This window comes from Devosia ureilytica (assembly GCF_024273195.1).
GTDB classification, from domain to species: domain Bacteria; phylum Pseudomonadota; class Alphaproteobacteria; order Rhizobiales; family Devosiaceae; genus Devosia; species Devosia ureilytica.
In genome coordinates, this window is record NZ_JAMZCU010000003.1 from 665,946 (window position 1) to 691,407 (window position 25,462).

Annotated in this window: 18 protein-coding genes; 4 read left to right on the forward strand and 14 right to left on the reverse strand. The window is 62.4% G+C overall.

What is annotated here, in order from left to right; translation table 11 throughout:
• Nucleotides 1-2: 2 nt before the first annotated feature.
• The 12 genes from NIM87_RS11090 to NIM87_RS11145 all read right to left on the reverse strand — a co-directional run bounded on the left by NIM87_RS11090 (nucleotide 3) and on the right by NIM87_RS11145 (nucleotide 12,921).
• Nucleotides 3-635, reverse strand: a complete 633-nt coding sequence (locus NIM87_RS11090; protein ID WP_254674722.1) for a LysE family transporter — start codon at nucleotides 633-635, stop codon at nucleotides 3-5.
• Nucleotides 636-747: 112 nt separating this feature from the next.
• A complete protein-coding gene (locus tag NIM87_RS11095; RefSeq protein WP_254674723.1) occupies nucleotides 748-1,137 on the reverse strand; it encodes an MAPEG family protein in 390 nt (129 codons plus the stop codon).
• Between the two features lie 85 nt (nucleotides 1,138-1,222).
• On the reverse strand, nucleotides 1,223-1,675 hold the full coding sequence (locus tag NIM87_RS11100; RefSeq protein WP_254674724.1) for a hypothetical protein: 453 nt from the start codon (nucleotides 1,673-1,675) through the stop codon (nucleotides 1,223-1,225).
• A gap of 162 nt (nucleotides 1,676-1,837) precedes the next feature.
• Nucleotides 1,838-3,109 (reverse strand): 2-oxoglutarate dehydrogenase complex dihydrolipoyllysine-residue succinyltransferase, encoded by a 1,272-nt coding sequence (gene odhB, locus NIM87_RS11105; protein ID WP_254674725.1) that lies wholly within the window; start codon nucleotides 3,107-3,109, stop codon nucleotides 1,838-1,840.
• A 124-nt stretch (nucleotides 3,110-3,233) separates the two neighbouring features.
• Nucleotides 3,234-6,236, reverse strand: coding sequence for a 2-oxoglutarate dehydrogenase E1 component (locus NIM87_RS11110; RefSeq protein WP_254674726.1), 3,003 nt, complete (start codon nucleotides 6,234-6,236; stop codon nucleotides 3,234-3,236).
• A gap of 390 nt (nucleotides 6,237-6,626) precedes the next feature.
• Nucleotides 6,627-7,532, reverse strand: a complete 906-nt coding sequence (sucD, locus tag NIM87_RS11115; RefSeq protein ID WP_254674727.1) for a succinate--CoA ligase subunit alpha — start codon at nucleotides 7,530-7,532, stop codon at nucleotides 6,627-6,629.
• A gap of 65 nt (nucleotides 7,533-7,597) precedes the next feature.
• A complete protein-coding gene (locus NIM87_RS11120; protein WP_254674728.1) occupies nucleotides 7,598-8,125 on the reverse strand; it encodes a hypothetical protein in 528 nt (175 codons plus the stop codon).
• A 4-nt stretch (nucleotides 8,126-8,129) separates the two neighbouring features.
• Nucleotides 8,130-9,323, reverse strand: coding sequence for an ADP-forming succinate--CoA ligase subunit beta (sucC, locus tag NIM87_RS11125; RefSeq protein ID WP_254674729.1), 1,194 nt, complete (start codon nucleotides 9,321-9,323; stop codon nucleotides 8,130-8,132).
• Nucleotides 9,324-9,411: 88 nt separating this feature from the next.
• A complete protein-coding gene (gene mdh / locus NIM87_RS11130) occupies nucleotides 9,412-10,374 on the reverse strand; it encodes a malate dehydrogenase (protein ID WP_254674730.1) in 963 nt (320 codons plus the stop codon).
• Nucleotides 10,375-10,514: 140 nt separating this feature from the next.
• Nucleotides 10,515-11,666: a cell division protein ZapE gene (gene zapE / locus NIM87_RS11135; RefSeq protein ID WP_254674731.1), complete on the reverse strand. Its 1,152-nt coding sequence runs from the start codon at nucleotides 11,664-11,666 to the stop codon at nucleotides 10,515-10,517.
• Between the two features lie 158 nt (nucleotides 11,667-11,824).
• Nucleotides 11,825-12,421 carry an AprI/Inh family metalloprotease inhibitor gene (locus tag NIM87_RS11140; RefSeq protein WP_254674732.1) on the reverse strand — a complete coding sequence of 199 codons (597 nt, stop codon included), beginning with the start codon at nucleotides 12,419-12,421 and terminating at the stop codon, nucleotides 11,825-11,827.
• Nucleotides 12,422-12,687: 266 nt separating this feature from the next.
• Complete coding sequence (locus NIM87_RS11145; protein ID WP_254674733.1) at nucleotides 12,688-12,921, reverse strand: hypothetical protein; 234 nt, start codon at nucleotides 12,919-12,921, stop codon at nucleotides 12,688-12,690.
• Between the two features lie 211 nt (nucleotides 12,922-13,132).
• On the opposite strand from NIM87_RS11145, the gene NIM87_RS11150 reads away from it, so the two are divergent.
• The 4 genes from NIM87_RS11150 to NIM87_RS11165 are packed head-to-tail and all read left to right on the forward strand — an operon-like array spanning nucleotide 13,133 to nucleotide 18,880.
• Nucleotides 13,133-14,224, forward strand: a complete 1,092-nt coding sequence (locus NIM87_RS11150) for a microcin C ABC transporter permease YejB (protein WP_254674734.1) — start codon at nucleotides 13,133-13,135, stop codon at nucleotides 14,222-14,224.
• Nucleotides 14,221-15,351 (forward strand): ABC transporter permease, encoded by a 1,131-nt coding sequence (locus NIM87_RS11155; protein ID WP_254674735.1) that lies wholly within the window; start codon nucleotides 14,221-14,223, stop codon nucleotides 15,349-15,351. Before NIM87_RS11150 ends, NIM87_RS11155 begins: the two co-directional genes overlap by 4 nt.
• Nucleotides 15,348-16,982 carry an ABC transporter ATP-binding protein gene (locus NIM87_RS11160; protein WP_254674736.1) on the forward strand — a complete coding sequence of 545 codons (1,635 nt, stop codon included), beginning with the start codon at nucleotides 15,348-15,350 and terminating at the stop codon, nucleotides 16,980-16,982. Before NIM87_RS11155 ends, NIM87_RS11160 begins: the two co-directional genes overlap by 4 nt.
• Before the next feature lie 32 nt (nucleotides 16,983-17,014).
• Nucleotides 17,015-18,880, forward strand: a complete 1,866-nt coding sequence (locus tag NIM87_RS11165; RefSeq protein ID WP_254674737.1) for an extracellular solute-binding protein — start codon at nucleotides 17,015-17,017, stop codon at nucleotides 18,878-18,880.
• 329 nt (nucleotides 18,881-19,209) lie between these two features.
• Here the strand turns inward: NIM87_RS11165 and NIM87_RS11170 are convergent, their stop codons facing one another.
• Nucleotides 19,210-23,547, reverse strand: coding sequence for a translocation/assembly module TamB domain-containing protein (locus NIM87_RS11170; protein ID WP_254674738.1), 4,338 nt, complete (start codon nucleotides 23,545-23,547; stop codon nucleotides 19,210-19,212).
• Nucleotides 23,547-25,427: an autotransporter assembly complex protein TamA gene (locus NIM87_RS11175; RefSeq protein ID WP_332017517.1), complete on the reverse strand. Its 1,881-nt coding sequence runs from the start codon at nucleotides 25,425-25,427 to the stop codon at nucleotides 23,547-23,549. The genes NIM87_RS11170 and NIM87_RS11175 overlap by 1 nt, the downstream gene beginning before the upstream one ends.
• Nucleotides 25,428-25,462 lie beyond the last annotated feature (35 nt).

Here is a 25,462-nt window from a genome sequence, read left to right on the forward strand (position 1 = left end):
TGTCAGCGCTGCTGTGCCAGTGCGACACGCACCGCCAGCGCCAGGAATGTAATGCCGGTGACCCGATTAAACCACCGACCGAAACGGAAAAAGCCTGCCCGCACCTTCGGTGTCGTAAAGAAAATCGACACCAATGCGAACCAGGCAAAAAGCATGAGGCTCATGCTGCCCACATAAATCACCTTGATCTGCCCCGCCGTGTGGATCGACACCAGCGAGGTGAACAGGGCCAGGAAGAACAGCACCGCCTTGGGATTGAGCAGATTAGTCAGGAAGCCCAGAGCAAAGGCCGCCATGTCGCCCTTGTGCGCAACCTCCCCCTGGCCCACCACGGGCGGCTGCGGCGGCGGGCTGCGCAGCGCCGCAATGGCCAGCCAGACCAGATAGGCGGCCCCGGCCCATTTGAGAATATTGAACACCAGCAGCGACTGCCCGACGATTACGCCGACGCCTAGCAGCGTATAGGACCCATGCACCAGAATTGACGTCGCGATACCCGCTGAGGTCAGCAGCGCCTCGCGCCGCCCATGCACCACCGATTGGCGCAGCACCATCGCAAAATCGGCGCCCGGAATCACAGCATTGATACCAAAGGCCAGCATCAAGCCCAGAAATTCGAACCAAGGGAAGTCCATAGGTCGCCACCGCCGCGATTAAGCAGGCAAAGCGTTACACCAGCACCGCGTGATGGGCAACGCAGGTGCGATGATCGCCCCCTGCCCAATCAGCAAGGCCGCGGGCAAATGCTTAAAACGCGACGCCGACGAACAGCAGCACCAGCCCGGCAAGCGACACTGTCCAGATCAGCGAGCGCAATTGTGGAACATCTACGAAATAGGCCGGCAGATAGGCCCAGCGCGCCCAGAACCAAATCTGCGAACCCCATTGCGTCAAGCCATCTGACCGCCCGGACAATTCCGTCGCCACTGCCAGCGCGATGAACAGGCCATAGGTCTCGAGGAAATTGCTCAGCGCCCGCTCGCCGCGCACCGTCCACTTGTTGGGCGCGCGCTCATGGTCACGCTGGCTATTGGCGTGCTCCACCCCATAGTCGATGCGGTAGAGCGTCGATTGCACCCCAAGATAGGTGCAGGCCAGCACGGCGCTCCAGATGAGCAGGGTCAGTTCGACAGACATAGGTTTCTCCTGTTGCCATCCGCAACGCGGCCCGTGTCCACCTGGATCACCAAAAAACCCGAACTGGCAAAGATTTGGCCCTGGCTCAGGACGATGAAATGTCCTGCGCTCGCTTCAACACGCCCGGCAATTGCTGGTCGATATCGAGGGCCTCGCTATCGACCTGCTCGAGAAAGGTGCGGCAGAACACGCTCTTGTCGGCGGCCTGGTTATAGGCGCTCATAATCTGGCTGCCGCCATAGGTCTCGGCAGCTTCCTGCTGGCCCTCGGTTCCACCGCCCAGCCGGGCAATCACCCGATCCGCCAGATCGAGATAGCCGATATTGCGCAGATACCAGTTCTCGGCCGCCGCCTTATAGGCATTGTCCAACCCCGTGGTCTCGTAGCAATGGGTGGTCATCGCATCGACAATGGCCCTGGAACCATGAAACGCCATGAGTTCGCCCACAAGGCTCGCGTCGGCGCTGGCCTGCTCCTGCGCTGACACCGGCGCGACCAAGAGGGCCACCATGCCCCAAAAACCCAGTCCTGATTTCAAGCCAAACACTCCAGAACGCCCCTGATGCGCGTCCACGCCCCCATGCATATCGACGCCAAATGCTAAAGCAACCTTACCGGCCCGCCTGATCCCCACACCATTACGTGACAACAAAAGGGCCCGCCGGAGCGGACCCTTAAAATCTGAGAACTGTGGCTAGAATTAGAGGTCCAGCACCAGCCGCTCGGGGGCCTCAAGGCTTTCCTTGACGCGCACGAGGAAGGTCACGGCTTCCTTGCCATCGACAATGCGGTGATCGTAGCTCAGCGCCAGATACATCATCGGGCGGATGACGATCTGACCGCCGACGACGACCGGACGTTCCTGGATCTTGTGCATGCCCAGAATGCCCGACTGCGGGGCATTCAGGATCGGCGTCGACATCAGCGAGCCATAGACGCCACCATTGGAAATGGTGAAGGTGCCGCCCTGCATGTCGGCCATGCTGAGCTGGCCGTCGCGGGCCTTGCGACCCAGGTTGCCGATTTCCTTTTCGATCTCGGCAATGCTCATCTGGTCGGCATTGCGCACCACTGGCACGACAAGGCCCTTTTCTGTGCCAACGGCCACGCCGATATGGGCATATTTCTTGTAGATCAGGTCATCGCCATCGATCTCGGCATTGACCGCCGGGATTTCCTTGAGCGCATGGACCACGGCCTTGGTGAAAAAGCCCATGAAGCCCAACTTGACGCCGTGCTTCTTCTCGAACAGCTCCTTGTAGGAATTGCGCAGATCCATCACCGGCTTCATGTCGACCTCGTTGAACGTGGTCAGCATGGCGGCAGAGTTCTGCGCGTCCTTGAGGCGGCGGGCAATGGTCTGGCGCAGCCGGGTCATCTTGACCCGCTCTTCACCAGCCGCATCGTCAGCCGAAACCGGTGCACGCGGCGCTGCCGGAGCCTTGGCAGCAGCCGGGGCGGGAGCAGCAGCAGGAGCCGGTTTGGCCAGCGCGGCCAGCACGTCTTCCTTGAGCACCTGTCCGGCCTTGCCCGAACCGGCAATAGTGTCGGCGTCGAGGCCCTTTTCATTGATCATCTTCTGCGCCGATGGCGCCGGGGCGCGGTCAGTGGCAGTCACCGGCTGGGCCGCAGGCTCGGGCTTGATCACTTCGGGACCAGCCGCATTATTGGCCGGCGTGTCAGTCTTGGCTTCCGCAGCAGGCGCAGCGGCCGGGGCCGAGGCAGCAGCGCCCGAACCGGCGGCGATCGCGCCGAGCAGCGCGCCCACATCAACGGTTTCGCCCGGCTGCGCAGCAATGGCTTCCAAAACGCCAGCCGAGGGGGCCGGCACTTCGATGGTCACCTTGTCGGTTTCCAGCTCGACGATAGGCTCATCGGCGGCAACACTGTCGCCCACCTTCTTGAACCACTGGCCGATGGTGGCCTCGGTAACGCTTTCACCCAGGGTCGGGACGCGGATTTCTGTCGACATTGAGAATTGTCCTTCAAGAGCGCTTCCAGCAAAAGTGGCAACGGTTTTGCGGTTCGGAAGCGCGACAAAAAATACTTTAGATCAGTTCGCCGTTTTAGCGAAACGGTGAACTGATCTACTCGGGTTACTGCGCGAACGCGTCGTCAAGGAATGCCTGGAGCTGGGCCAGATGCGTGCGCATCAGCCCGGTCGCGGGCGATGCGGCGGCTGGACGGCCGACATAACGCACGCGCTGGCCGGTGCGGCCCATCTGGTCCAGAACCCACTCGACATAGGGCTGGATAAACGCCCAGGCTCCCATGTTGCGCGGCTCTTCCTGGCACCAGACCACTTCAGCATTGGGGAAACGGCCGAGTTCGTCCAGCACGGCCTTGGCCGGGAACGGATAGAGCTGCTCGACGCGCAGCAGATAGACATCGTCGATGCCCTTCTTTTCGCGGTCTTCGAGCAGATCGTAATAGACCTTGCCGGTGCACAGCACCACGCGGCGGATCTTGTCATCCGCAGCCAGTTTGATTGTGGTCTTGGGCAGGCCGGGCGCCTCGGCATCGTCCCACAGCAGGCGATGGAAGACACTGTCGGGACCGAGTTCCACCAGACCCGAAACCGCACGCTTGTGGCGCAACAGGCTCTTTGGCGTCATCAGGATCAACGGCTTGCGGAAGTCGCGCTTCAGCTGCCGCCTGAGGATGTGGAAATAATTGGCCGGGGTCGTGCAATTGGCGACCTGCATATTGTCTTCGGCGCAAAGCTGCAGGAAGCGCTCGGGACGTGCCGACGAATGCTCCGGCCCCTGCCCTTCATAGCCATGCGGCAACAGCATCACGAGGCCCGACATGCGGAACCACTTGCGCTCACCCGAGGAGATGAACTGGTCGATCACCACCTGGGCGCCGTTGACGAAATCGCCGAACTGAGCTTCCCACAAAGTCAGCGCTTTGGGCTCGGCCAGCGAATAGCCATACTCAAAACCCAGCACTGCTTCTTCCGAGAGCATCGAGTTGATGACCTCGTAGCGCGCCTGGTCGGCATGCAGGTTGTTGAGCGGCGTATAAGTCTTGGCCTCGACCTGCTGGTCGTTGAGCACCGAGTGGCGCTGGCTGAAGGTGCCGCGTTCGCAGTCCTGGCCGCTCAGGCGCACCGGATTGCCTTCGGCAACCAGCGTACCGAACGCGAGGGCCTCGGCGGTCGCCCAGTCGATACCCTCGCCCGATTCAATGGCGCTCAGGCGATTGTCCATGAAGCGCTTGACGGTCTTGTGGACGTTGAAATCGGCTGGAACCTGCGCCAGCTTGGTGCCGATTTCGACCAGCTTCTCCATGGCAACGCCGGTCTCGCCACGCCGCGGACCTTCATCCTCGGCCGGCTTGAAGCTCTTCCACTGCCCGTCCAGCCAGTCGGCCTTGTTGGGACGATAATCCTGCCCGGCTTCGAACTCGGCTTCGAGCGTCGCGCGCCAGTCAGCCTTGAGCTTGTCAATTTCGGCCTGGCTGACCAGTCCCTCGCCGATCAGCTTTTCCGAATAGAGCTCCAGCGTCGTCTTGTGACCCCGGATCTTGGAATACATCGTGGGCTGGGTGAAGCTGGGCTCGTCGCCTTCATTGTGGCCAAAGCGACGATAGCAGAACATGTCGATGACGACCGGTCGGCCGAACTTCTGGCGATATTCCACCGCCACCTTGGCTGCAAAGACGACAGCTTCTGGATCATCGCCGTTCACATGCAGCACCGGCGCCTCGATCATCTTGGCGACGTCGGTCGGATAGGGCGAGGAGCGCGAATACATCGGGCTCGTGGTGAAGCCGATCTGGTTGTTGATCACGAAGTGGATCGAGCCACCCGTGCGATGTCCCTTGAGGCCCGAAAGCCCCAGGCACTCGGCGATCACGCCCTGGCCGGCGAAGGCCGCATCGCCATGGATCAACAGGGGCAGCACCATGGAGCGGTCCGGCTTGCCGTCAGTGGCGATGTTCACCAACTTGGCGTCGGGCGCGATATACTGGTCCTGCTTGGCGCGGGCCTTGCCCAGCACCACCGGATCGACGATTTCGAGATGGCTCGGATTGGCCGTCAGGGACAGGTGCACCTTGTTGCCATCGAAGTCGCGGTCCGACGAAGCACCCAGATGGTACTTCACGTCGCCCGAACCCTCTACGTCGTCGGGATAGAAAGCGCCGCCCTTGAACTCGTGGAACAGGGCGCGATGGGGCTTCTGCATCACCTGCGTCAGCACATTGAGGCGTCCGCGGTGGGCCATGCCCAACACGATGTCCTTGATGCCCATGGCACCGCCGCGCTTGATGATCTGCTCGAGCGCCGGAATGGTGGCCTCACCGCCATCAAGGCCAAAGCGCTTGGTGCCGGTATATTTGACGTCGATGAACTTTTCGAAGCCTTCGGCCTCGACCAGCTTGGAAAGGATCGCCTTCTTGCCCTCGGGGGTGAAGGTGATTTCCTTGTCCGGCCCCTCGATGCGCTCCTGAATCCACTGCTTGGCTTCAGGATCGGAGATATGCATGAACTCGATGCCCAGCGTACCGCAATAGGTGCGCTTGAGGATCGCCAGCATCTCGGGGATGGTGGCGTATTCGACGCCCAGATAGTTGTCGATGAAGATCTTGCGGCCGAAATCGGCTTCCGTGAACCCATAGCTTTTGGGGTCCAGCTCGGGCGCCGGTTCGTCGGTCTTGAGCTTGAGCGGATCGAGATCGGCATGCAGGTGTCCGCGCATGCGATAGGCCCGGATCATCATGATGGCGCGGATCGAGTCGCGCGTCGCCTGCAGCACATCAGCTGCGTTCGGCGCCGGCTTGCCCTCGGCAGCGGCCTTCTTGCCCACGGCCTTTTCGACCTTGAGTGCAGCATTACCCCAGTCGCCGTCCAGCGCGCTGACCAGGTCGCCGCCCTCGGCGGGCGGCCAGTCCTTGCGGCCCCAGCTTGCGCCATCGGCGTTTTTCTGGGCCTCGGCCTGGCTGTCATCGAGCCTTGAAAAGAAGCTCGACCAGGTCTCATCCACGCTGGAAGGATCGGTTTTGAACTGGGAATACAATTGTTCGATGTAGTCGGCGTTCCCCCCATAGAGGAACGAGGTCAGCAAGAACGCGTCGTTCTTTTCCTGTCGTGTCATCGCTTGTGTCGCAGGACCTTGCGCCCTGCCATCCTTCTCAACGAACCGGCTTCGAGGATCGGAGCCAGTGCCAATGCGGTCATCCATAAAGTGGGGCGAATATTGACCGCGTTTCCTTTGTAACTTGTTAAGACTTGCGGCGCTCCGCACGGCACCGCGGTTCACTCAATTGTGCTTTAGGCCGGCACGGTCCGGGCTTAGCACCGAACCGTGACCGAAGCGCGACCGACATTGGTCGCAATGGGGGCTCAGGGCGCGCATTTGCGACCAACCCCATCACCACGCAGAGCCACCCTCGGGCTCGATCCGAGGGCCGCCATTCACACGTTTTGGGCTGCCGGCTTTGCGGCCGAAAGGTCCTCGGGACAAGCCCGAGGTTAGCCCGAACAATCAGCTCTTGAGCACTTCCGCCAGCGTCGCGCCGATGCGCGCCGGCGAAGCCGATACCTTGATCCCGGCCGCTTCCATGGCCTGGATCTTTTCTTCAGCGCCGCCCTTGCCGCCAGAGATCACGGCGCCGGCATGGCCCATGGTGCGACCCGGAGGTGCGGTACGACCAGCGATGAAGCCAGCCATTGGCTTCTTGCGACCCTTCTTGGCCTCATCGATGAGGAACTGGGCCGCTTCTTCTTCGGCGGAACCGCCGATTTCACCGATCATGATGATCGACTTGGTGGCTTCGTCGGCCAGGAACATTTCGAGCATGTCGATGAATTCGGTGCCCTTGACCGGGTCGCCGCCGATACCGACAGCGGTGGTCTGGCCCAGGCCTTCATTGGTGGTCTGGAACACAGCTTCATAGGTAAGCGTGCCGCTTCGAGAAACAATACCAACCGAGCCCTTCGAGAAGATGGAGCCGGGCATGATGCCGATCTTGCATTCTTCCGGCGTCAGCACGCCAGGGCAGTTCGGCCCGATCAGTCGCGACTTGGACTTTTCGAGCTTGGCCTTGACCCGCACCATGTCCATGACTGGCACGCCTTCCGTGATGCAGACGATCAGCTCGATCTCGGCGTCGATGGCTTCCTCGATGGCAGCGGCAGCGCCGGCCGGCGGCACATAGATCACCGAGGCATTGGCGCCGGTCTTGTCCTTGCCTTCGGCAACCGAGGTGAAGATTGGCAATTCGGTGCCATCGACACCCGAGGACCAGACTTCGCCGCCCTTCTTGGGATGGGTACCACCCACCATCTTGGTGCCGAAGTAGGCCAGTGCCTGTTCGGTGTGGAAGGTGCCGGTCTTGCCGGTCAGGCCCTGAACCAGAACCTTGGTATCTTTGTTGACGAGAATGGACATCTGTTTCTCTTCCGTCTTCGGGCGCCAGGCGCCGCATTCATGCCCGCATCAGAACGGGCGGTTTACTATTCGCTCGAAGCGTTTTTCGGCGTAATGATGGTGAGCTGGATGACGAAACCGACGTCGTCCCAATGGGTAATCAGCAGGGTATTGTCATTGTCCGAACCCTTGAGGCTGGCGTAGCTGCCCCCGTTTTCGGTCTCGACATTGCCCTGGTAGCGCTCAAGCGCCGCGAGGGCCGCAATCACGGCCTCGCCAGCACCCTTGGGTTCGGCGACATCGAGCCGGCAATAGCCCAGCGTTGCCTGAGGATAGCTTTCCACCAGGGCGAACACATCGCCCCAGCCCATGCCCGGGATTTCGCGGGTGGCTGCATAGGACCGGATGAACGGGCTTTCCGCATCCTGGTCATAGGCATCCCAACCTGCGGCAATGGCGGCATCGACCGCCATCACGTCACCCTTGGCAAAACTCTCGCACACGCCCAGCGCCGCCACGGCCTCTTCGACCGGCGACGACTTGGTCTTGCCCTGGGCCATGGCTGGCTGAACAGCCAGCATCAGGCCCAGCAATAGCGCGAGACCGGTTCGCATCACCTCAGCCCTGCACAGCCTTGACGATCTTCTGGGCAGCATCGTCCAGGTCATCAGCCGAGATGACATTGAGGCCGGACTGATCGAGGATTTCCTTGCCTTCCTTGACCCGGGTGCCTTCGAGGCGAACCACCAGCGGCACTTCAAGACCAACTTCCTTGACCGCGGCGATCACGCCCTCGGCAATGACGTCGCAGCGCATGATGCCGCCAAAGATGTTGACCAGGATGCCCTTCACGGCCGGATCGGCAGTGATGATCTTGAATGCAGCCGTCACCTTCTCCTTGGAGGCGCCGCCACCAACGTCGAGGAAGTTGGCAGGCTCAGCGCCATAGAGCTTGATGATGTCCATGGTGGACATGGCAAGACCTGCGCCATTGACCATGCAGCCGATGTTGCCGTCGAGGGCCACATAAGCGAGGTCATACTTGGAGGCTTCGATTTCCTTGGCGTCTTCTTCGGAAAGATCGCGCAGGGGCTTGAGCTCCTCGTGGCGGAACGCAGCATTGTTGTCGAAGCTGACCTTGGCATCGAGCACGCGCAGACGCCCATTGGTCATCACGATCAGGGGGTTCACTTCCAGAAGGCTCATATCCTTCTCGGTGAACGCCTTGTAGAGGATCGGGAACAGCGCCTTGCCATCTTCAGCCGCAGCGCCTTCGAGTTCATAAGCCGCGTTGATCTTGGCCACATCGTCAGCGGTCACGCCAGCCACCGGATCGATGGCGACCGTGATGATCTTTTCGGGCGTGTGCTCGGCCACGGCCTCGATATCCATGCCGCCTTCGGTCGAAACGACGAAGCTCACCTTGGAGGTGGCGCGGTCGACCAGCAGCGAGCAGTAGAGTTCGCGGGCAATATCAGCGCCGTCTTCGATATAGAGGCGGTTGACCTGCTTGCCATGCTCGCCGGTCTGCTTGGTCACCAGGGTGTTGCCCAGCATTTCCTTGGAGAACGCGACCACATCGTCGATGGACTTGGCCAGGCGCACGCCGCCCTTGGCATCGGGGCCCAGTTCCTTGAACTTGCCCTTGCCGCGGCCGCCGGCATGGATCTGGCTCTTGACCACATAAAGCGGGCCGGGCAGCGACTTGGCAGCCGCTTCAGCCTCGTCGGCCGAGAAAATGGCAACGCCCGAAGCAACCGGCGCGCCGTATTCCTTCAGCAGCGCCTTGGCCTGGTGTTCATGGATATTCATCGTTTTCCCCTTGGGTGGGCAGTTTGTCATCCGGCATTTCTGGAGCCGGAAAGCCAAAAGCCGCTGGCTGAACCAGCGGCTTGTTGTGTTACGCCAGTTTGGGCGCGATCTTCTTGCAGGCCTCGATCAGGCCTTCCACTGCGCCGACCGACTTGTCGAAAGCCTTTTGCTCGGCAGAGTTGAGCGCGATCTCGACGACCTTTTCTGCGCCACCGGCGCCGATGACCACCGGCACGCCCACATAGGTGCCCTTGACGCCATATTCGCCATTCAGCTGTACGGCAGAGGGCAGCACGCGCTTCTTGTCCTTGAGATAGCTCTCAGCCATGGCAATGGCCGAAGCAGCCGGCGCATAGAAGGCCGAACCGGTCTTGAGCAGCCCAACGATCTCGGCGCCGCCATCGCGGGTGCGCTGGATGATTTCGTCGAGCTTTTCCTTGCTCATCCAGCCCATCTTGACGATGTCCGTGAGCGGAATGCCCGCAACAGTCGAATAGCGCGGCAGCGGCACCATGGTGTCGCCATGGCCACCGAGCACGAAGGCATTGACGTCTTCGATCGAGACGCCCAGCTCATCGGCAATGAAGTGGCAGAAGCGCGAGCTGTCGAGCACGCCGGCCATGCCAATCACCTTGTTGGCGGGCAGGCCGGAGAACTTCTGCAGCGCCCAGACCATGGCATCGAGCGGATTGGTGATGCAGATGACCAGCGCGTTGGGTGCATATTTGGAAATGCCCGCACCCACCTGCTCCATCACCTTGAGGTTGATTTCGAGCAGGTCATCGCGGCTCATGCCGGGCTTGCGCGGCACGCCGGCGGTGACGATCACCACATCGGCGCCTTCGATGTCCTTGTATTCGGAAGTGCCCTTCATCTTGACGTCGAAGGACTGGGTCACAGCGGACTGGGCAATGTCCAGTGCCTTGCCGGGGCCGACGCCGTCGACCACGTCGAACAGCACGACGTCACCGAGTTCCTTCTGCGCCGTCAGCAGGGCCAGCGTCCCGCCAATCTGACCTGCACCGATAAGGGCAATCTTTTTGCGCGCCATAAATCCTCATCCCGGACTGCGTTGAATTGGCGCACGTCTTAACCCTGTCAGCACAGCCGGGCAAGTGAACCCTTCGTCGTAATCCCGGAATCTGCCTTGCTCATGGGCGATGGGGGTATGCCTTTTGGGCAAACGTCATACTATTGGGACGACTCGGCGGGCGCCGCATCACGCAGCCCCTTGCCCAGATATTCCTCCGACTGCATTTCGGTCAGCCGCGACAGCGTGCGCTGAAACTCGAACGCCGTCCTGTCGTCCGCGCCCAATTGCTCAAGCGGCACCGCGAAACTGGCTGCCAGTTTGACGCCCCGGTCATAGAGCGAGTCGATGAGAAGGATAAACCGCTTGGCCGCATCCGAACGCGTGCGGTCCATCTGCTGCACATCGTCGAGCACCAGGGAATCGAACTGATGGGCAATACGTACGAAGTCGCGCGTCCCCAGCGGTTTTTCACACAGATCGGAAAAACCAAACCGCGCGGCGCCCATAGCCATCAGCGGCACCGGAATTTGCCGGCCAATGCTCTCCACCACCCCCGGCGAACCTGGTTCGCCCCCGGTAATGCGCAACCACATCTTGTCCATTGCTATGCGCACTTCGGGTCCGCTGCCGAAGGCATAGACCTGCTGGCCCGCAAACTTGAGGCGCCGGTAATCCTGCTGGCTCGGCAGGTCGGCAACCACGGTCTTCTCCTTGAGGAGCGCGATGAACGGCAGGAACAGCTGCCGGTTGAGCCCATCCTTGTAGAGCCCGTCCGGCACCACATTGGATGTTGCTACCAGCGTCACTCCGCCGGCAAACAGCTTTGAGAATAGCCGGTCGAGCAGCATGGCATTGGCAATGTCGTGCACGTGAAATTCATCCAGGCACAGCAACCGCAACCCGGACTTGAGGATCGGCTTGACCACCGCCGCCACCGGATCGGCATCATCGTCCTTGCCGCGCGGCGACTTGCGGAAGGCGGCGATCCCCGCATGCACCTCGTCCATGAACTCATGGAAATGCACCCGCCGCTTTTCCCTCAGTGGCACCGCGGAAAAGAACAGGTCCATCAACATGGTCTTGCCGCGCCCGACCTCGCCATGAAGATAGAGCCCGCGCACGGATTTGGCCGGCTTTTCAAAAAAGCCGAAGACCCTTCGGGGCTTGTGAGAAACGAGGTCCGACAGCACCCGGTCCAGTTCCCGCGCCGCGTCAACCTGTGCTGGATCGGGGGTCAGGGCGCCCCGGGCAACAAGCTCGTGATAGGCGGCAAGAACGGAATTCTTGTGTGCGGTGGTACTTGAAGACATGAACTGATCCGTGGCCGCCCTCGGGCCTGACCCGAAGGTCAATCGCCACACCCATTGCGTTGAGAGTGACCCTCGGGTCAAGCCCGGGGGCGGAACAGGGGATGAAGGGGCGTCCTTGAGAATAAAAAAGCCGGCCCTGGCGGACCGGCCTTCAAACCTCAGCGGGCCATGGAGACGGCCTGGCCGCCGCCCATGGTGCCGATGTAGCGCCCGCCCGAAGGGGCGAGGAAAGCAGCGATATTGCCGTTCTCATCATAGAGCTGAAGCTGGCTGCCCACCTGCTGCCAGCCCGTCACCGACGCGATCTGCGGCACGGTGCAGCCCGGCGCCGAGGCGCGGTAGTAATTGGTGCCGGTCTTGGCAGTCAGCGGCAGGTTGAGGCGGCAGTTCTGGCCGGCGGCCACAACGTTCCAGGCACCCTCGGGGCCGGTCGATACGCCGCTCGTCAATGGCGCGCCCACAGTGGTGATCGAGCTATTGGCGCCAAGGGCCGCCGTGGTGGTGGTCGTCGTGGCTGTCTGACCACCCAGAACCGGCTGGCCAGAAAGACCTGCGGCCGGCGTGCCGGTCGCGCCGATGGCCGGCAGCGAGGTCTGCTGCACGGTGGAATTCTGCACCGGCTGTAACTGCTGGGGCTGGCCCACGACGTTCAGATTGGCGGTATTGGTCCGACTGGACGGAGAACAGGCCGCCGCCAGTAGGGCGAGGGCCGTAAGGCCGGCTACGGATGAAGCGCCGCGCTTCCAATCCTGCATTGATCACTCCTGCCGCTAGGCTTAATGCACATTAACACTTGTGGCGGCTTATAACCAAAGCCACCGAATGGTTCAATCGCCCGACCCGCATCAATCCCGCTCTCAGAGACTGTCTGAAAATTCGCTCTGGCGAGCCAGTTGGCGTGGTTTTCCAGCACCGGCGCGCAGCGTACATTCTGTGCGTGAGCACCGGAAGCGCAGAAAATTGCGCCAGATGGCCGTCAAAGTAGAATTTACGAACCGTCTCCCACACCAATGTGGCTGATTTAGGGGGCAGACCCCTGCATGTCCTTGAGCAGGTCGGTGGCCAGAAGCGTGGCGTCGGCCACTTCGTCCTCGGGCACCTCAACGATAAACCCCTCTGGGCCGAAAAGGTTCGGCACCCCCGGCAATCCCCCCTCGCGCGGATCGAGCGGGTGAAACCCATGCGCGCGCAGCGCCACGATCAGCACCCGCGCGATCGACTGGTTTTTCACCTGAATAATGGGGGCAAATTTCATGAATGGCTCCGTATTGCCGGTGATCCTGAACAGTTGAGCCGCCATTCGCAAGTGCGTTCGCGTCTGCGCGCCCGCGATCACGCAGGCTTGCCATTGGCGCGGCTTGCCAAGTGGTCATCGAAATGTTGCATTGGATCAAAGCCGGGCCCGGCACTGATTTGGATGGCCGGCAGCCACTTTTTCGATGTGACACGGGGCAACCGGAGCCGGAATGGGCGCCTATATTATCCGCCGCCTCTTGCTGATGATCCCGACCGTGTTCGGCATCATGGCCATAAGCTTCCTCATCACCCAATTCGCCCCTGGCGGCCCTGTCGAACAGGCGCTGGCCAATATGACCGGCCAAAATTCGGGGATGATGGAGCGCATCACCGGCAGTGACAGCGGCGATCTTGCCAATCAACAGCAGGACGGCAACACCGGCTATCGCGGCAGCCAGGGTCTGGCGCCCGAGCTGGTTGCCCGCATCGAAAAGCAGTTTGGCTTCGACAAGCCCCCGCTCGAGCGCTTCTTTTCCATGATCGGCAATTACCTGCGCTTCGATTTTGGCGAGAGCTATTACCGGGACATTTCGGTGATCGACCTGATCCTTGAAAAAATGCCGGTTTCGATTTCGCTCGGGCTATGGATGACGCTGATCGCCTATGCCATCTCCATTCCGCTCGGCATTGCCAAGGCCATGCGCGACGGCTCACGCTTCGACGTCTGGACGTCCACCATCATCATCATCGGCTATGCCGTCCCCGGCTTTCTCGTCGCCATTGCGCTGGTGGTGCTGTTTGCCGGCGGTAGCTTCTGGTCGCTTTTTCCGCTGCGCGGCCTGACCTCACCTGGCTTTGACACATTCCCCTGGTGGCGGCAGGTACTCGATTATTTCTGGCATCTGGTGCTGCCCATCTTTTCCATGGGCCTGGGCGCCTTCGCCACCGCGACGCTCCTCACCAAGAATTCCTTCCTCGACGAGATCGGCAAGCAATATGTGGTCACAGCCCGCGCCAAGGGCCTGACCGAAAACCAGGTGCTCTACCGCCACGTCTTCCGCAACGCCATGATGCTGATCATCGCCGGCTTTCCGGGGGCCTTCATCGGTGTCTTCTTCGGCGGATCGCTGCTGATCGAGACCATCTTCCTGCTCGACGGGCTGGGCCTTCTCGGCTTTGAAGCCGTGGTCAATCGCGACTATCCGGTGGTCTTTGCCACCCTCTATATCTTCTCGCTCCTTGGCCTTGTGATCGGTCTCGTCTCGGACCTCACCTATATGTGGGTCGATCCGCGCCTCGATTTTGAAGGCCGCAACGTATGAGTGCGGCACAAGGCATTCCGGAGCAGCCGACGCACTGGCTGTCCCCGCTGAACCGGCGACGCCTCGCGAACTTCCGCGCCAATCGCCGCGGCTGGTGGAGCCTCTGGATCTTCCTGTTCTTTTTCATCATCTCGCTGGGCGCTGAATTCGTCGCCAACGACCGGCCGATCCTCGTCATGTACAAGGGCGAACTGCTGGTCCCGGCGCTTGTCGATTATCCCGAAGCCAAGTTTGGCGGTTTCCTCGCCACCACCAATTTCCGCCACGCCATCAATATCGACGAAATCGAGGCCAATGGCTGGATGATCTGGCCGCCGATCCGTTTCAATCACAACACCGTCGATACCTACATCGCCTTTCCCGGCGCCAATCCGCCCAGCTGGCTGCTCACCCGCGACCAAATCTGCCAGCGCTACCCCGATGGCAGCGCCGACACCTTCTGCGTCCCTGGTAATTACCATTGGCTTGGCACCGATATCGGCGGACGCGACGTGCTGGCGCGGCTGATCCACGGCTTTCGCATCTCCATCCTCTTCGGACTGGTGCTGACGGTGCTCTCCTCGATCATCGGCGTCGCCGCCGGTGCCATCCAGGGTTATTTCGGTGGCTGGATCGACCTCATCGCCCAGCGCCTCATCGAAATCTGGACCTCGGTGCCCGCACTCTACCTGCTGCTGATTATCTCATCGGTCATTGCCCCCAGCTTCTGGGTGCTGCTGGGCATCCTGCTGCTGTTCTCCTGGGTGACGCTGGTGGGCATCGTACGTGCCGAGTTCCTGCGCGGCCGCAATTTTGAATATGTCAACGCGGCGCGGGCGCTGGGCGTCTCCAATCGCCTGATCATGTGGCGGCACCTGTTGCCCAATGCCATGGTCGCAACGCTTACTTTCATGCCCTTCATTCTCTCCGGTTCCGTGGCAACGCTCACCTCGCTCGATTTCCTCGGCTTTGGCATGCCGATCACAGCCCCCTCGCTGGGGCGGCTGCTCGCCGAGGGAAAATCGAGCCTTCAGGCGCCCTGGCTGGCGCTCACCGGCTTTTTCACCATTGCCATCATCATGACCCTCCTGGTCTTCATCGGCGAAGCCGTCCGCGACGCCTTCGATCCCCGAAAGACCTTCCGATGAGCGCCCCCCTGCTCTCCCTCCGCGACCTCACCATCGGCTTTGGCCCGAACGAGGCCGCGCGGCGCATCGGGTTCGATATCGCCCCCGGCGAAACCCTGGCTCTGGTGGGGGAAAGCGGCTCGGGCAAATCGGTCACCGCCCTTTCGGTTCTCAACCTGCTGCCCCCATCGGCCACGGTCTCCGGCCGGATCGCTTTCGACGGCACCGAATTGGTCGGCGCCAATGCCGCGACCCTGCGCACCATTCGCGGCAACAAGGTCGGCATGATCTTTCAAGAGCCGATGAGTTCGCTCAATCCGGTCCACACCATTGGCCGGCAGATCGGCGAAGTGCTCACACTGCATCAGGGCCTGCGCGCCAATGCGGCCCGTGCCCGCACCCTCGACCTGCTCGACGCCGTCGGCATCCCCGATCCCGCTGGCCGGATCGATGATTTCCCGCACCAACTCTCCGGCGGCCAGCGCCAGCGCGCCATGATCGCCATGGCACTCGCGAACGATCCCAAGCTGCTGATTGCCGACGAGCCCACCACCGCGCTCGACGTCACCGTACAAGCGCAGATCCTCGATCTGCTCAAGACCCTGCAACGCCAGAACGGCATGGCCATGCTGTTCATTACCCACGATCTCAGCATCGTCCGGCGCATTGCCGACCGCGTCTGCGTCATGACCGGCGGCGAGATCGTCGAGACCGGCCCAGTCGAAACCATCTTCACCGCCCCCCAGCACACCTATACCAGGCACTTGCTGGCCGCCGCCCCCAGCGGCGCACCGCTCATCCCCGACCCCGACGCCTCCCGCATCATCGAGACAACCGACCTCAAGGTCTGGTTCCCGATCAAGCGCGGCCTGCTGCGCCGCACTGTCGGCCACATCCGCGCGGTCGATGGCGTCGACCTCTCGATCCGTAAGGGCGAGACACTGGGCGTTGTGGGTGAAAGCGGCTCGGGCAAATCCTCGCTCGGTTATGCGCTCCTGCGGCTCATTCCCTCCACCGGGCGGATCGTGCTCCTCGGCAATGACGTGCAATCGCGCTCTTGGTCCGCCCTGCGTCCCCTGCGAAAGCACATGCAGATCGTCTTTCAGGACCCCTTCGGCTCGCTCAGCCCCCGCATGTCGGTCGGCGAAATTGTCGAAGAAGGTCTCTCGGTCCACATGCCCCGCCTCAGCCGCACCGAGCGGACCGAGAAAGTCGCCGCCGCCTTGCGTGAAGTGGGCCTCGACCCTGCAACAGCGGCCCGCTACCCCCATGAATTCTCCGGCGGCCAGCGCCAGCGTATTGCCATCGCGCGCGCCCTGGTGCTCGAACCCGATTTCCTCGTCCTCGATGAACCCACCTCGGCGCTCGATGTCTCCATCCAGGCCCAGGTGATCGATCTGCTGCGTGCCGTCCAGGCGCGGCGGCAGTTGAGCTATCTGTTCATCAGCCATGACCTGCGCGTGGTGCGCGCCCTCGCCCATCGCCTGATCGTCATGCGCGACGGTCAGGTGGTGGAACAAGGTCTCGCCGCCGACATCTTCGCGGCCCCGCAAGAGGCCTATACCCGCCAATTGCTCGCCGCTGCCCTCGATCTCGGCGCGCCGCCGAATGTGAGTGCGGGCACATTGCCCAAAGCCCCGACGAGCGAATAACATCCACTCCAAACATCACCCGGAGCCGCGCCATGACCCAATTGTTCAAGCTTGCTTCCGTCGGCCTGGCCGCCGTGCTGGCGCTGGCCCCGACGCTGCCCGCCATGGCGCAGACACCAACCGGCGTCTGGGTTCAAGCCGACTCCCTCACCGAAACCCCGAAATATCCCGAGGGTTTCACCCATTTCGATTACGTCAATCCCGATGCCCCCAAGACTGGCACGGTACGCCTGGGCACCCGCGGCGGCTTTGACACATTCAACCCCATCCTGCCCCAAGGCGATGCGGCGGCCGGGCTCGGCCTCATCTATGAAACGCTGCTGACCCCTTCGATGGATGAGGTGAACTCTTCCTATGGCCTGTTGGCCGAAGCCATGATGGTTGCCGACGACTATGGCTCGGTCACCTTCCGCATGGACCCCGACGCCCATTGGCACGATGGCGAACCCGTCACTGCCGAAGACGTCGTCTGGTCCTTCGACAAGGTCATCGAGATCAGCCCGATCTATGCTCAATACTATGCCAATGTGGTCTCGGCAGAAGTGACCGCCCCCGGCCAGGCCACCTTCACCTTCGACCAGACGGGCAATCGCGAATTGCCCCACATCCTGGGCGAGTTGATGGTGCTGCCCCAACATTGGTGGGAAGGCACTAATGCTGAGGGCAAGACCCGCGACATCGGCGCCTCGACGCTCGAACCACCGCTGGGCTCGGGTCCCTACAAGCTCGCCAGTTTCGATGCCGGGCGCACCGTCACCTATGAGCGCGTCGAGGATTATTGGGCTGCCGACCACCCGACCCAGATCGGCACCAATAATTTTGACCGCCTTGTCTATGAATTCTTCCTCGACGAAACCGTCTGGTTCGAGGCCTTCAAGGGTGATCAGTTCGACTGGTGGAGCGAATACACCGCCCGCCGCTGGGCCACCGGCTTCGATTTCCCGGCCGTCGCCGAAGGTCGCGTCATCAAGGAAGAATTCGCCGAGGACTACAATGGCAGCGGCGCGATGACCGGCTTCATCCCCAATCTGCGCCGCGAAAAATTCCAGGACGAGCGCGTCCGCGAGGCCCTCAACTACGCCTTCGATTTCGAGGAGCTGAACGCCACAGTCTTCTACGAACAATACGACCGAATCGACAGCTACTTCTACGGCCTGCCCTTTGCCACTACCGGTCTGCCGACCGGTGAAGAGCTCGAAGTGCTCGAAAGCATTCGCGATCTGGTGCCCGCCTCGGTCTTTACCGAGCCCTATACCAATCCGGTGAATGGCGACCCGACCAAGCTGCGCGCTAATCTGCGGATCGCGCTCGATCTCCTGGGCGAGGCCGGCTACACGCTGGACGGCACCCGCCTTGTCGATGCCAATGGCCAGCAGCTGGAAATCGAACTCCTGATGCACCAGCCGACGCTGGAGCCGATTGCCCAGAACCTGATCACCAATCTCGGGCAGATCGGCGTTGCCGTCACCCTGCGCATGGTCGACACGCCGCAATATATCAATCGCCTGCGCAGCTTCGACTACGACATGATCTATGCCAGCTGGGCCCAGTCCTTCTCACCGGGCAATGAGCAGCGCTTCTTCTTCGGCTCGGCCAGTGCCGACGAGGAAGGCTCGCGCAACTATGCCGGCATTGCCGATCCGGGCGTCGATGCCCTGATCGACAAGTTGGTGGTTGCCGACGACCGCGAAACCCAATTGGCCATCGTTGGTGCCCTCGACCGCGTGCTACTGCATCATCACTATGTGGTGCCCGGCTATACGCTCACCTATTCCCGCACTGCCCGCTGGGACCGCTTCAGCCGCCCCGACATTCTCCCCGAATTCGGCAATGGCTTCCCAACCACCTGGTGGTGGGACGAAGCCAAGGCAGCAAAGACCGGCGGTGGCGGGCAGTAGCGGGCACCCGCTCCGCCCACCCCACAGCGCCGCCCTCGGGCCGGATCACTTCCCCTCGACGTCGTTTCACACTCAGGCGGACGCGGTTCCATCGCCTCCCTCCCCCTTGTGGGCTTCGACCCGTCCCGAAGGGCAAACCTCTCCGGTGGAGAGGTTTGAGGAGAGAAGGACCGAGGGTGGGGGTGTCGGCATGTTCTGTGGCTCGGTGTCTTTGGAAGCCGCGTCTCCCCCACCCCAGCTCTGCTTGGGCCTGTCGGCCTAGCGTCGCTACCCTCCCCACAAGGGGGAGGGAGCAAAGGGGTCGCGAGTTCAGCTAAACGTAAAACGCTCTAATAATCCCGCTCGTAGAACACGCCCAGGCTGGTATCGCCGTTCTGCCCGGCGGAACCTTTGACGGTCAGGTCCTCGGTCACATCGAGATTGATCGTCACCTTTGACTGCCCGTTCGAGCCAACGGTCGCGCCAAGATACACATTGTCCTGAATATAGGTGCCGGCCTGCACGCCGACATTGCCCTGGCCGTCGGTGACCACATCGAGGTCGGCCAAGCCCGCCGCGCCCCGGAGGCTGTCCACCAGTCCCCCGCCACCACCGCCGCCGACCAGTTCGGCCGCCGCAGCGGCCAACTGCGCCAGTTGCAAGGGCGACAGCTCGCCCATCGAACGGTTGAAGATCAGCCGGCTCAACACCTCGTCCTGCGGCAGTGTCGGGTTGGAGCTGAAGCTGATATCGGGCGCCGAGGCCCGGCCCGACAGCGTCACGAATACGGTAATGCCATCGCCCTCGGTGCGGGCCACGAAATTGAGCTGCGGATCAAGGTCGCCCACCAGCGTCACCGTGCCCGTTTCAAAGATCACCCGCTGCCCGAGGATCGACAGCCGCCCCCGGATCAGATTGAACGCCCCCACCGGCTGCACGGCATTGATCGGTCCGGTGATGCGTACCGAACCGCCCACCTCAGCGTCGAGCCCGCGCCCGCGAATGAAAATCTGGTTGGGCGCATTGACCGTCACGTCGAGCTGCATCTGCGGCCCACCGGTTCCGGCAGCAACGCCGGTCCGTTCGTTGATCTTGGCGCGGTCCAGCGTCCGCTGCACATCGGCCGGCGTACGCAGATGTTCGACATTGATCAATTCGGCCCCGCCACCAAGGCCTTCCGGCACGGTGATATTGGCTTCCTCAACCAGCACACTGCCTGAGAGCACCGGCGCGCCAGTCAAGTTGCCGGTGAGATTGAGGCCGCCCGATAGTGTGGCGACAAACAATTCTCCATCGGCATAGCGGGCCGAATTGATCTGCACCGACAGATTAGCCGGCATGCCGCCGGTCAAACCCACCGTTCCAGAGGCCGACACACTGCCCCCGGTGGCCAGGTTCGCCGTAAGACTTTCCACATTGGCACTGGTGCCCGTAAGCGTCGCGCGTCCGGCAATGCCGGCAAGCCTGAGGTTGAGCGCCGGATCGACATAGCCAGCGCCGCTGGTCGAAACGCTGCCCGAAAACTGCGGGCTTGAAAGGCTCCCCCCGATCCGGGCATTAAAATTGGCTGTGCCGGAAAGTTGCGCGCCCCGGTCCGCCACGAATTGATTGGCCAGCGAGAGCGGCGCCGAACCCGAGAGCGTCAGCGCCACGCCATTGCCTGCAAGTGGCAGCTGGCCCGAACCGCTGACCGACAGCCCGCCGCTGCCGCTGGCCGTCAGGTTCTGGAGGCTCACCACCGAGGCGGCATAGCTGCCATTGGCCGACAATGTCAGTGGCGCGATACCGAAAGACGCAATGGCGCTGGCGCCAATACCACCCGCGCGCACCTCGAAACTCACCTGCGGATCGCTGGCCTCACCCGACACCATCGCGCGGCCATTGACCGTGCCCGAAAGCCCAAGGTCCGGCGCCACCGCATTGGCAATCGAAAGCGGCAGATCCGAGATATCCACGACCATGTCGAGCGCGGTACCCGCCGTGCCCGTCGCCGTAATGCTACCCGAGCCGACATTAAAGCGCAGCGCATCCAGCGCTACGCTATTGCCGCGCACCACCAGAGCCGTCGGATTGGCCAGCCGCGCCGAGAGCGACCCCTGCACCAGGTTGGCGCGATCCAGCGCCAGTCGGTACCCTTCGGCAATCGGGCTCAACGCGCCGGCAATATCCACATCCGTGCCCGTCGCCAGCGCAGCCTGCACATCAAAGCTGGTGGTTTTGCCGTTCTGGCTGGCGCGGGCATCAAGGGTGTCGACCACGATGCCACTCGCCACCACATCGCTGGCGGTCGCCGTGCCATTCACCACCGGCACCCCAAAGAGGTCCGAGATCCCCGCTGAAATATCTGCCCGGCCAACGGCAATGTCATTGATCCGCAAATTGGCGACATTGGCGGTGATCCCCGCGCCCTGTTCGCCGTCCTGCGGAGTCAACTCAATCGCTGCGTTCACCGCGCCCGACGCATCCGTCAGCAGCAGCGCCGCCGCCAGCGACACATCATTGGCCGTCACATCCAGCCGCCCATCCACAAGGCCGGTTTCGGCCATGCGGGTCAGCCCGCCTGATACCCGGGTCCCGGCGATCTCGAAGCTGATACCCGACAGGCTTTGCTGCACATCGTCGGTTTTGAACTGCGTCGTCAGCGCGGCGCGGTGTCCATCGAGCATGGCCGTACCCGTCACATCGCCACTGACAGTCCCATCGAGCAGCGTTGCCGCCACGCCCAGCTTGGCGTCGCGCAAACCATATTGCCCCAGCTGCCCATTGGGCACCTGACCATCCAGCACCAGCACCAAGGGGTCTTCCGCCGAAGTCAGGCGGGCCGACCCACGCACAGCCAGCGCCCCACTGGCCTCGTCCGAGATCAGCCCCAGATCACTCAGGTCGAGCGCAATATCGAAATCAGCCGTTTCACTGGCATAGACACCGTCGGCGCTGAACTGCACCTGCGGATTGGTGATCGCAAAATTCTCCGCCGTGATGCCCGCCTCGGTTCGCGCCAGCCGCCCCGAAAGATTGACCGTTCCTTCCAGCAGCGCATCGGCGGTCGCATCATCGACCGCCAGATTTGTGCCAGTACCATCGAACATCAGGTCAAAACCGCCCGACACCGGCATGACCTTGCCGTCGGCAACCAGGTTCAAGGCGCCCGACAGCGAGCGTCCCGCCATTGCCGAAAACGGCGCAATACTGTCCGTCTCGATCTGGATACGGCCGTCAAATTCCGTCCCGTCGATCTGGCCGCTCAGCCCCGCCACCAGTGCCTGCCCAACGACGCGCAGTTCCGCCAGTTCAATCGGCTCGCCCGCATTCCACAGCCCGGCAATTCCAAGGCCGACGCTGTCGCCCAGCGCGGCCTCGACCCCAGGATCGGCATCAATCCCCGATAGCGCGCCATCGCCATTGAACGTCACCATGCGGCTCGCCGGGTCCGCCAGGTTCCGCGCCACGCCGCCAATGCCCAGCCCGAACGTCCGCGCCGCAAAGCCGTCGGTTTCAAACCCTTCGACATCGAGCCGCGCCTGCCAGGCCTCGCTCGCCTCCGTGCCGAAGGCGATCTGCAATTGCCCGCCCTGTACCAGCGTTGCGCTACCCGGCACGGGCAGGGTCACTTGCCCGCCCTCCGGGTCGGCCACGGTTGCCGTTAGATCAAGCAGTGACAGGAAATTGTCCGGGGTCGTCTGCGCTCGCGCGCTCAGCCCCAATTGCCCGCCGCTCAGCGTCAGGCTGGAAATATCGAAACCACCAGCACTTCTGACCAGCGCCGAAGCGGTCAGCCGTGTGTCCTCGCCAAAAAATTCTCGATAGGGCTCCGCCACCAGCGTCGACAGCGGCCCGCCCAGATTTGCCGTCACCGCAAAGCCGTCCGCGCTTTGCGCAATAGTCGCGGTTCCCGCCAGCGCCTCGCGCTCATTGGCGAGCAGGCGCATCTGCGCCGTCAGGTCCGACACCGGCCCTTCGCCATCGAGCGTCAGCTCCATCGCCGGGCGGCCCTCGATATTGAGCAGGTTCGCCAGCACCCCATTGGGTGGCTCGATCAGCGACAACCCCAGGTCAATGCTATTACCCTGGCGCCGATAGGCCACATCCAGGTCCAGCGTGCCACCAGGCCCATCAAGCCGCTCGATATCGAGCACGGCATCGAGATTGCCGCCCTCCAGCGTCATCGAACCGGCAAGCGCAATTTCCGATCCCAGCCCGAACACGCCCTCCCCGAAGGTGACGCTGGGCACTGCCAATTCGCCGATCTGGATCGCCACGGGGAATTCTGGAATCTCCAGCCCGCCGGCTTCGGGCGGCGGCAGGTCCACCGCGCCCTCTACGGGAATGGCGTTACGCACATATTCGATCGAATCGGCCTTGAGGGAATTGACCTCCAGCCGCCCACCGAACAGTGCCGCCTGGTTCCAGTTCAGACTGGCATTGTTCACCCGCAGCCACACGCCCTCGGCGTCCGAAATGGTAATCTCGCGAATGGACACATCCGAGCCGAGCACGCCATCGATATTGGACAGCCGGATTTGCCGCTCGGGCGACGACAGCCGGTCCTGCACGAAATTGGTCAGGAAATCCTTCTGCTCTTCATTGTTCAGGTCCTGCGCCACCAGCGCCACCGGCACGGCAGCAGGCGCCAGCAGCAGCGCAGCGATGAACAGACGACGGCGCGATATGTTGATGAACCGGGCCATTAGAACGCCTGACCGATACCGGCGTAAATGGCATAGTCCGGGTCGCCCGCCTTCTTGTTGAGTGGCACCGCCACATCAAGCCGCAATGGCCCCAGGCCGGTATAATAGCGCACGCCCACGCCCGCCCCCAGCCGCAGGTCATCCAAACCGGGGAAGGTATCGGCGGCCACATAGCCGCCATCGACAAAGCCGACCACGCCGATGTCGTTGGTCACCTTGGCCCGCGCCTCAAGCGAGGCTTCAAGCAGATAGCGCCCACCTGTAATATTGCCCATGCCGTCGTCGACGCCGATGGACTTGAACGTATAGCCGCGCACCGATCCCCCGCCGCCGGCAAAGAACAGCTTGTCAGGCGGAATATCGACAAGGTCCGGTCCCAGCACCGCACCGGCCTTCAGCCGTCCCGCCAGCACAAAAGGATCATCCTCACCAAAGCCGAAATAGGTCCGGCCCTCGACCACCAGCCGCGCCCCGGGCTTGCCACCCAGCAGGTCGAAATAGGGTTCAAGATTGGCCGCAGCATACCAACCCTCAGTGGGATCAACCGAGCTGTCGCGCCCGTCATAGACGATGCCCGCATAGACGCCCGCCGTCTGGAAATCGCGCGTGCCGAAATCATCGTCAAACCGGGCGATCTCGAAGCTGGCGCCACCCTCCAATGTCAGCTCGTCCGAGAAGAACCAGCTCAGCCCCACCCGTCCGCCAGCTGAGGTTTCGGTATATTGCGGATAGATTGTCCGCTCCGCCGACACCGTCGCCACCAGATCCACGTCGGGATGGTAAAAGCCGGGCTTGGTGAAGGTCCCGCCGACAAAATAGTCGAACTGGCTGGTGTCGACCGGATAGCCGATGCTGGCCACCCGCGCGTCGAGCCGCAGCCGCTCGGCCTGCCCGAAGAGGTTCCGCCACAGGTGGTAACCCTCAAGCCCCAGCCCATCGACGCTCGAATAGGTGGCACCAAAACCGAAGCGCCGGCCCGGCAATTCCTCGACGATCAATTCATAGGGCAGCAGCCCGTCACTTCCGATACTTTCGGCGGCCTCAAGCCGCGCCGAGCGGAACACCTCGAGCCGGTCAAGTCGCTTTTGCGCCCGGTCCAGCTGGTCCGGGTCATATTCACTGCCAACGGCCAGCCCAGTCTGCTGGGCCACGAATTCCGGGTTCATATTGGTCGTGCCGGTCACCCGCACTGGCCCGAAGGCGGCCAACCGCCCCGGATTGACCGTGATCACCGCCGCCACTGTATTGGTCGCGTGGTCGGCCACCACCTCGCGCCCGACAATCTCGGCCTTGGCATAGCCCTGCTGCCGCCAGGCTTCGAGCGCCAATTGCTCGGCCCGCAGGATTACCGTGGAGCGGGCCACCTCTCCGGCTCCAAAGCCGCGCAACACCGGCAGATCCACCTGATCGTCGGGGTCATTCGTCGCCGGCGCCTGATTGGCAATGGACACTGAGCCAAAGGTAAAGAGCGGACCCGCGGTCACGGCAATGGTCACATCGACCGGATCGGGCAACTTGACGTCGGGCGCCAGCTTCGCCGCCTCTACTCCACCGATACGAATACTGACCGCGCCGCCGTAATGGCCCTCGGCGTAGAGGGCTGCCAGCAGCCGCCGATAATCGCCACGTGCCTTGGCAATCAGCCCTGCCGCGCCTGATGCCGGTTCGGCCTCGTCCGCCAGCAGCGCCGAAGCATTGCGCAGCGCCGCTTCGACGCCTCCACCCTCGCTGGAGGTAAACGTCACGAAATAGGGCTGTGGATCAACGATCACCGCATCTTCGTCGGCCGCATTGGGGTCCTCGAAGAACTTCATCCCGAACAGCTCGAACGCACCAGCCGGCATCACCGCCCCGGCCGACAAGGCCAGGCCGATGCACAAGGCGCCAATACTCGTTACCAGACGCGCGCTTCGCA

Bases quoted from the DNA above. Each gene is read 5' to 3' on its own strand.
- NIM87_RS11090 (WP_254674722.1), bottom strand. From the start codon at position 635: ATGGACTTCCCTTGGTTCGAATTTCTGGGCTTGATGCTGGCCTTTGGT.
- NIM87_RS11095 (WP_254674723.1), bottom strand. From the start codon at position 1,137: ATGTCTGTCGAACTGACCCTGCTCATCTGGAGCGCCGTGCTGGCCTGC.
- odhB (WP_254674725.1), bottom strand. From the start codon at position 3,109: ATGTCGACAGAAATCCGCGTCCCGACCCTGGGTGAAAGCGTTACCGAG.
- NIM87_RS11110 (WP_254674726.1), bottom strand. From the start codon at position 6,236: ATGACACGACAGGAAAAGAACGACGCGTTCTTGCTGACCTCGTTCCTC.
- sucD (WP_254674727.1), bottom strand. From the start codon at position 7,532: ATGTCCATTCTCGTCAACAAAGATACCAAGGTTCTGGTTCAGGGCCTG.
- NIM87_RS11120 (WP_254674728.1), bottom strand. From the start codon at position 8,125: ATGCGAACCGGTCTCGCGCTATTGCTGGGCCTGATGCTGGCTGTTCAG.
- sucC (WP_254674729.1), bottom strand. From the start codon at position 9,323: ATGAATATCCATGAACACCAGGCCAAGGCGCTGCTGAAGGAATACGGC.
- mdh (WP_254674730.1), bottom strand. From the start codon at position 10,374: ATGGCGCGCAAAAAGATTGCCCTTATCGGTGCAGGTCAGATTGGCGGG.
- zapE (WP_254674731.1), bottom strand. From the start codon at position 11,666: ATGTCTTCAAGTACCACCGCACACAAGAATTCCGTTCTTGCCGCCTAT.
- NIM87_RS11140 (WP_254674732.1), bottom strand. From the start codon at position 12,421: ATGCAGGATTGGAAGCGCGGCGCTTCATCCGTAGCCGGCCTTACGGCC.
- NIM87_RS11145 (WP_254674733.1), bottom strand. From the start codon at position 12,921: ATGAAATTTGCCCCCATTATTCAGGTGAAAAACCAGTCGATCGCGCGG.
- NIM87_RS11150 (WP_254674734.1), top strand. From the start codon at position 13,133: ATGGGCGCCTATATTATCCGCCGCCTCTTGCTGATGATCCCGACCGTG.
- NIM87_RS11155 (WP_254674735.1), top strand. From the start codon at position 14,221: ATGAGTGCGGCACAAGGCATTCCGGAGCAGCCGACGCACTGGCTGTCC.
- NIM87_RS11160 (WP_254674736.1), top strand. From the start codon at position 15,348: ATGAGCGCCCCCCTGCTCTCCCTCCGCGACCTCACCATCGGCTTTGGC.
- NIM87_RS11165 (WP_254674737.1), top strand. From the start codon at position 17,015: ATGACCCAATTGTTCAAGCTTGCTTCCGTCGGCCTGGCCGCCGTGCTG.
- NIM87_RS11170 (WP_254674738.1), bottom strand. From the start codon at position 23,547: ATGGCCCGGTTCATCAACATATCGCGCCGTCGTCTGTTCATCGCTGCG.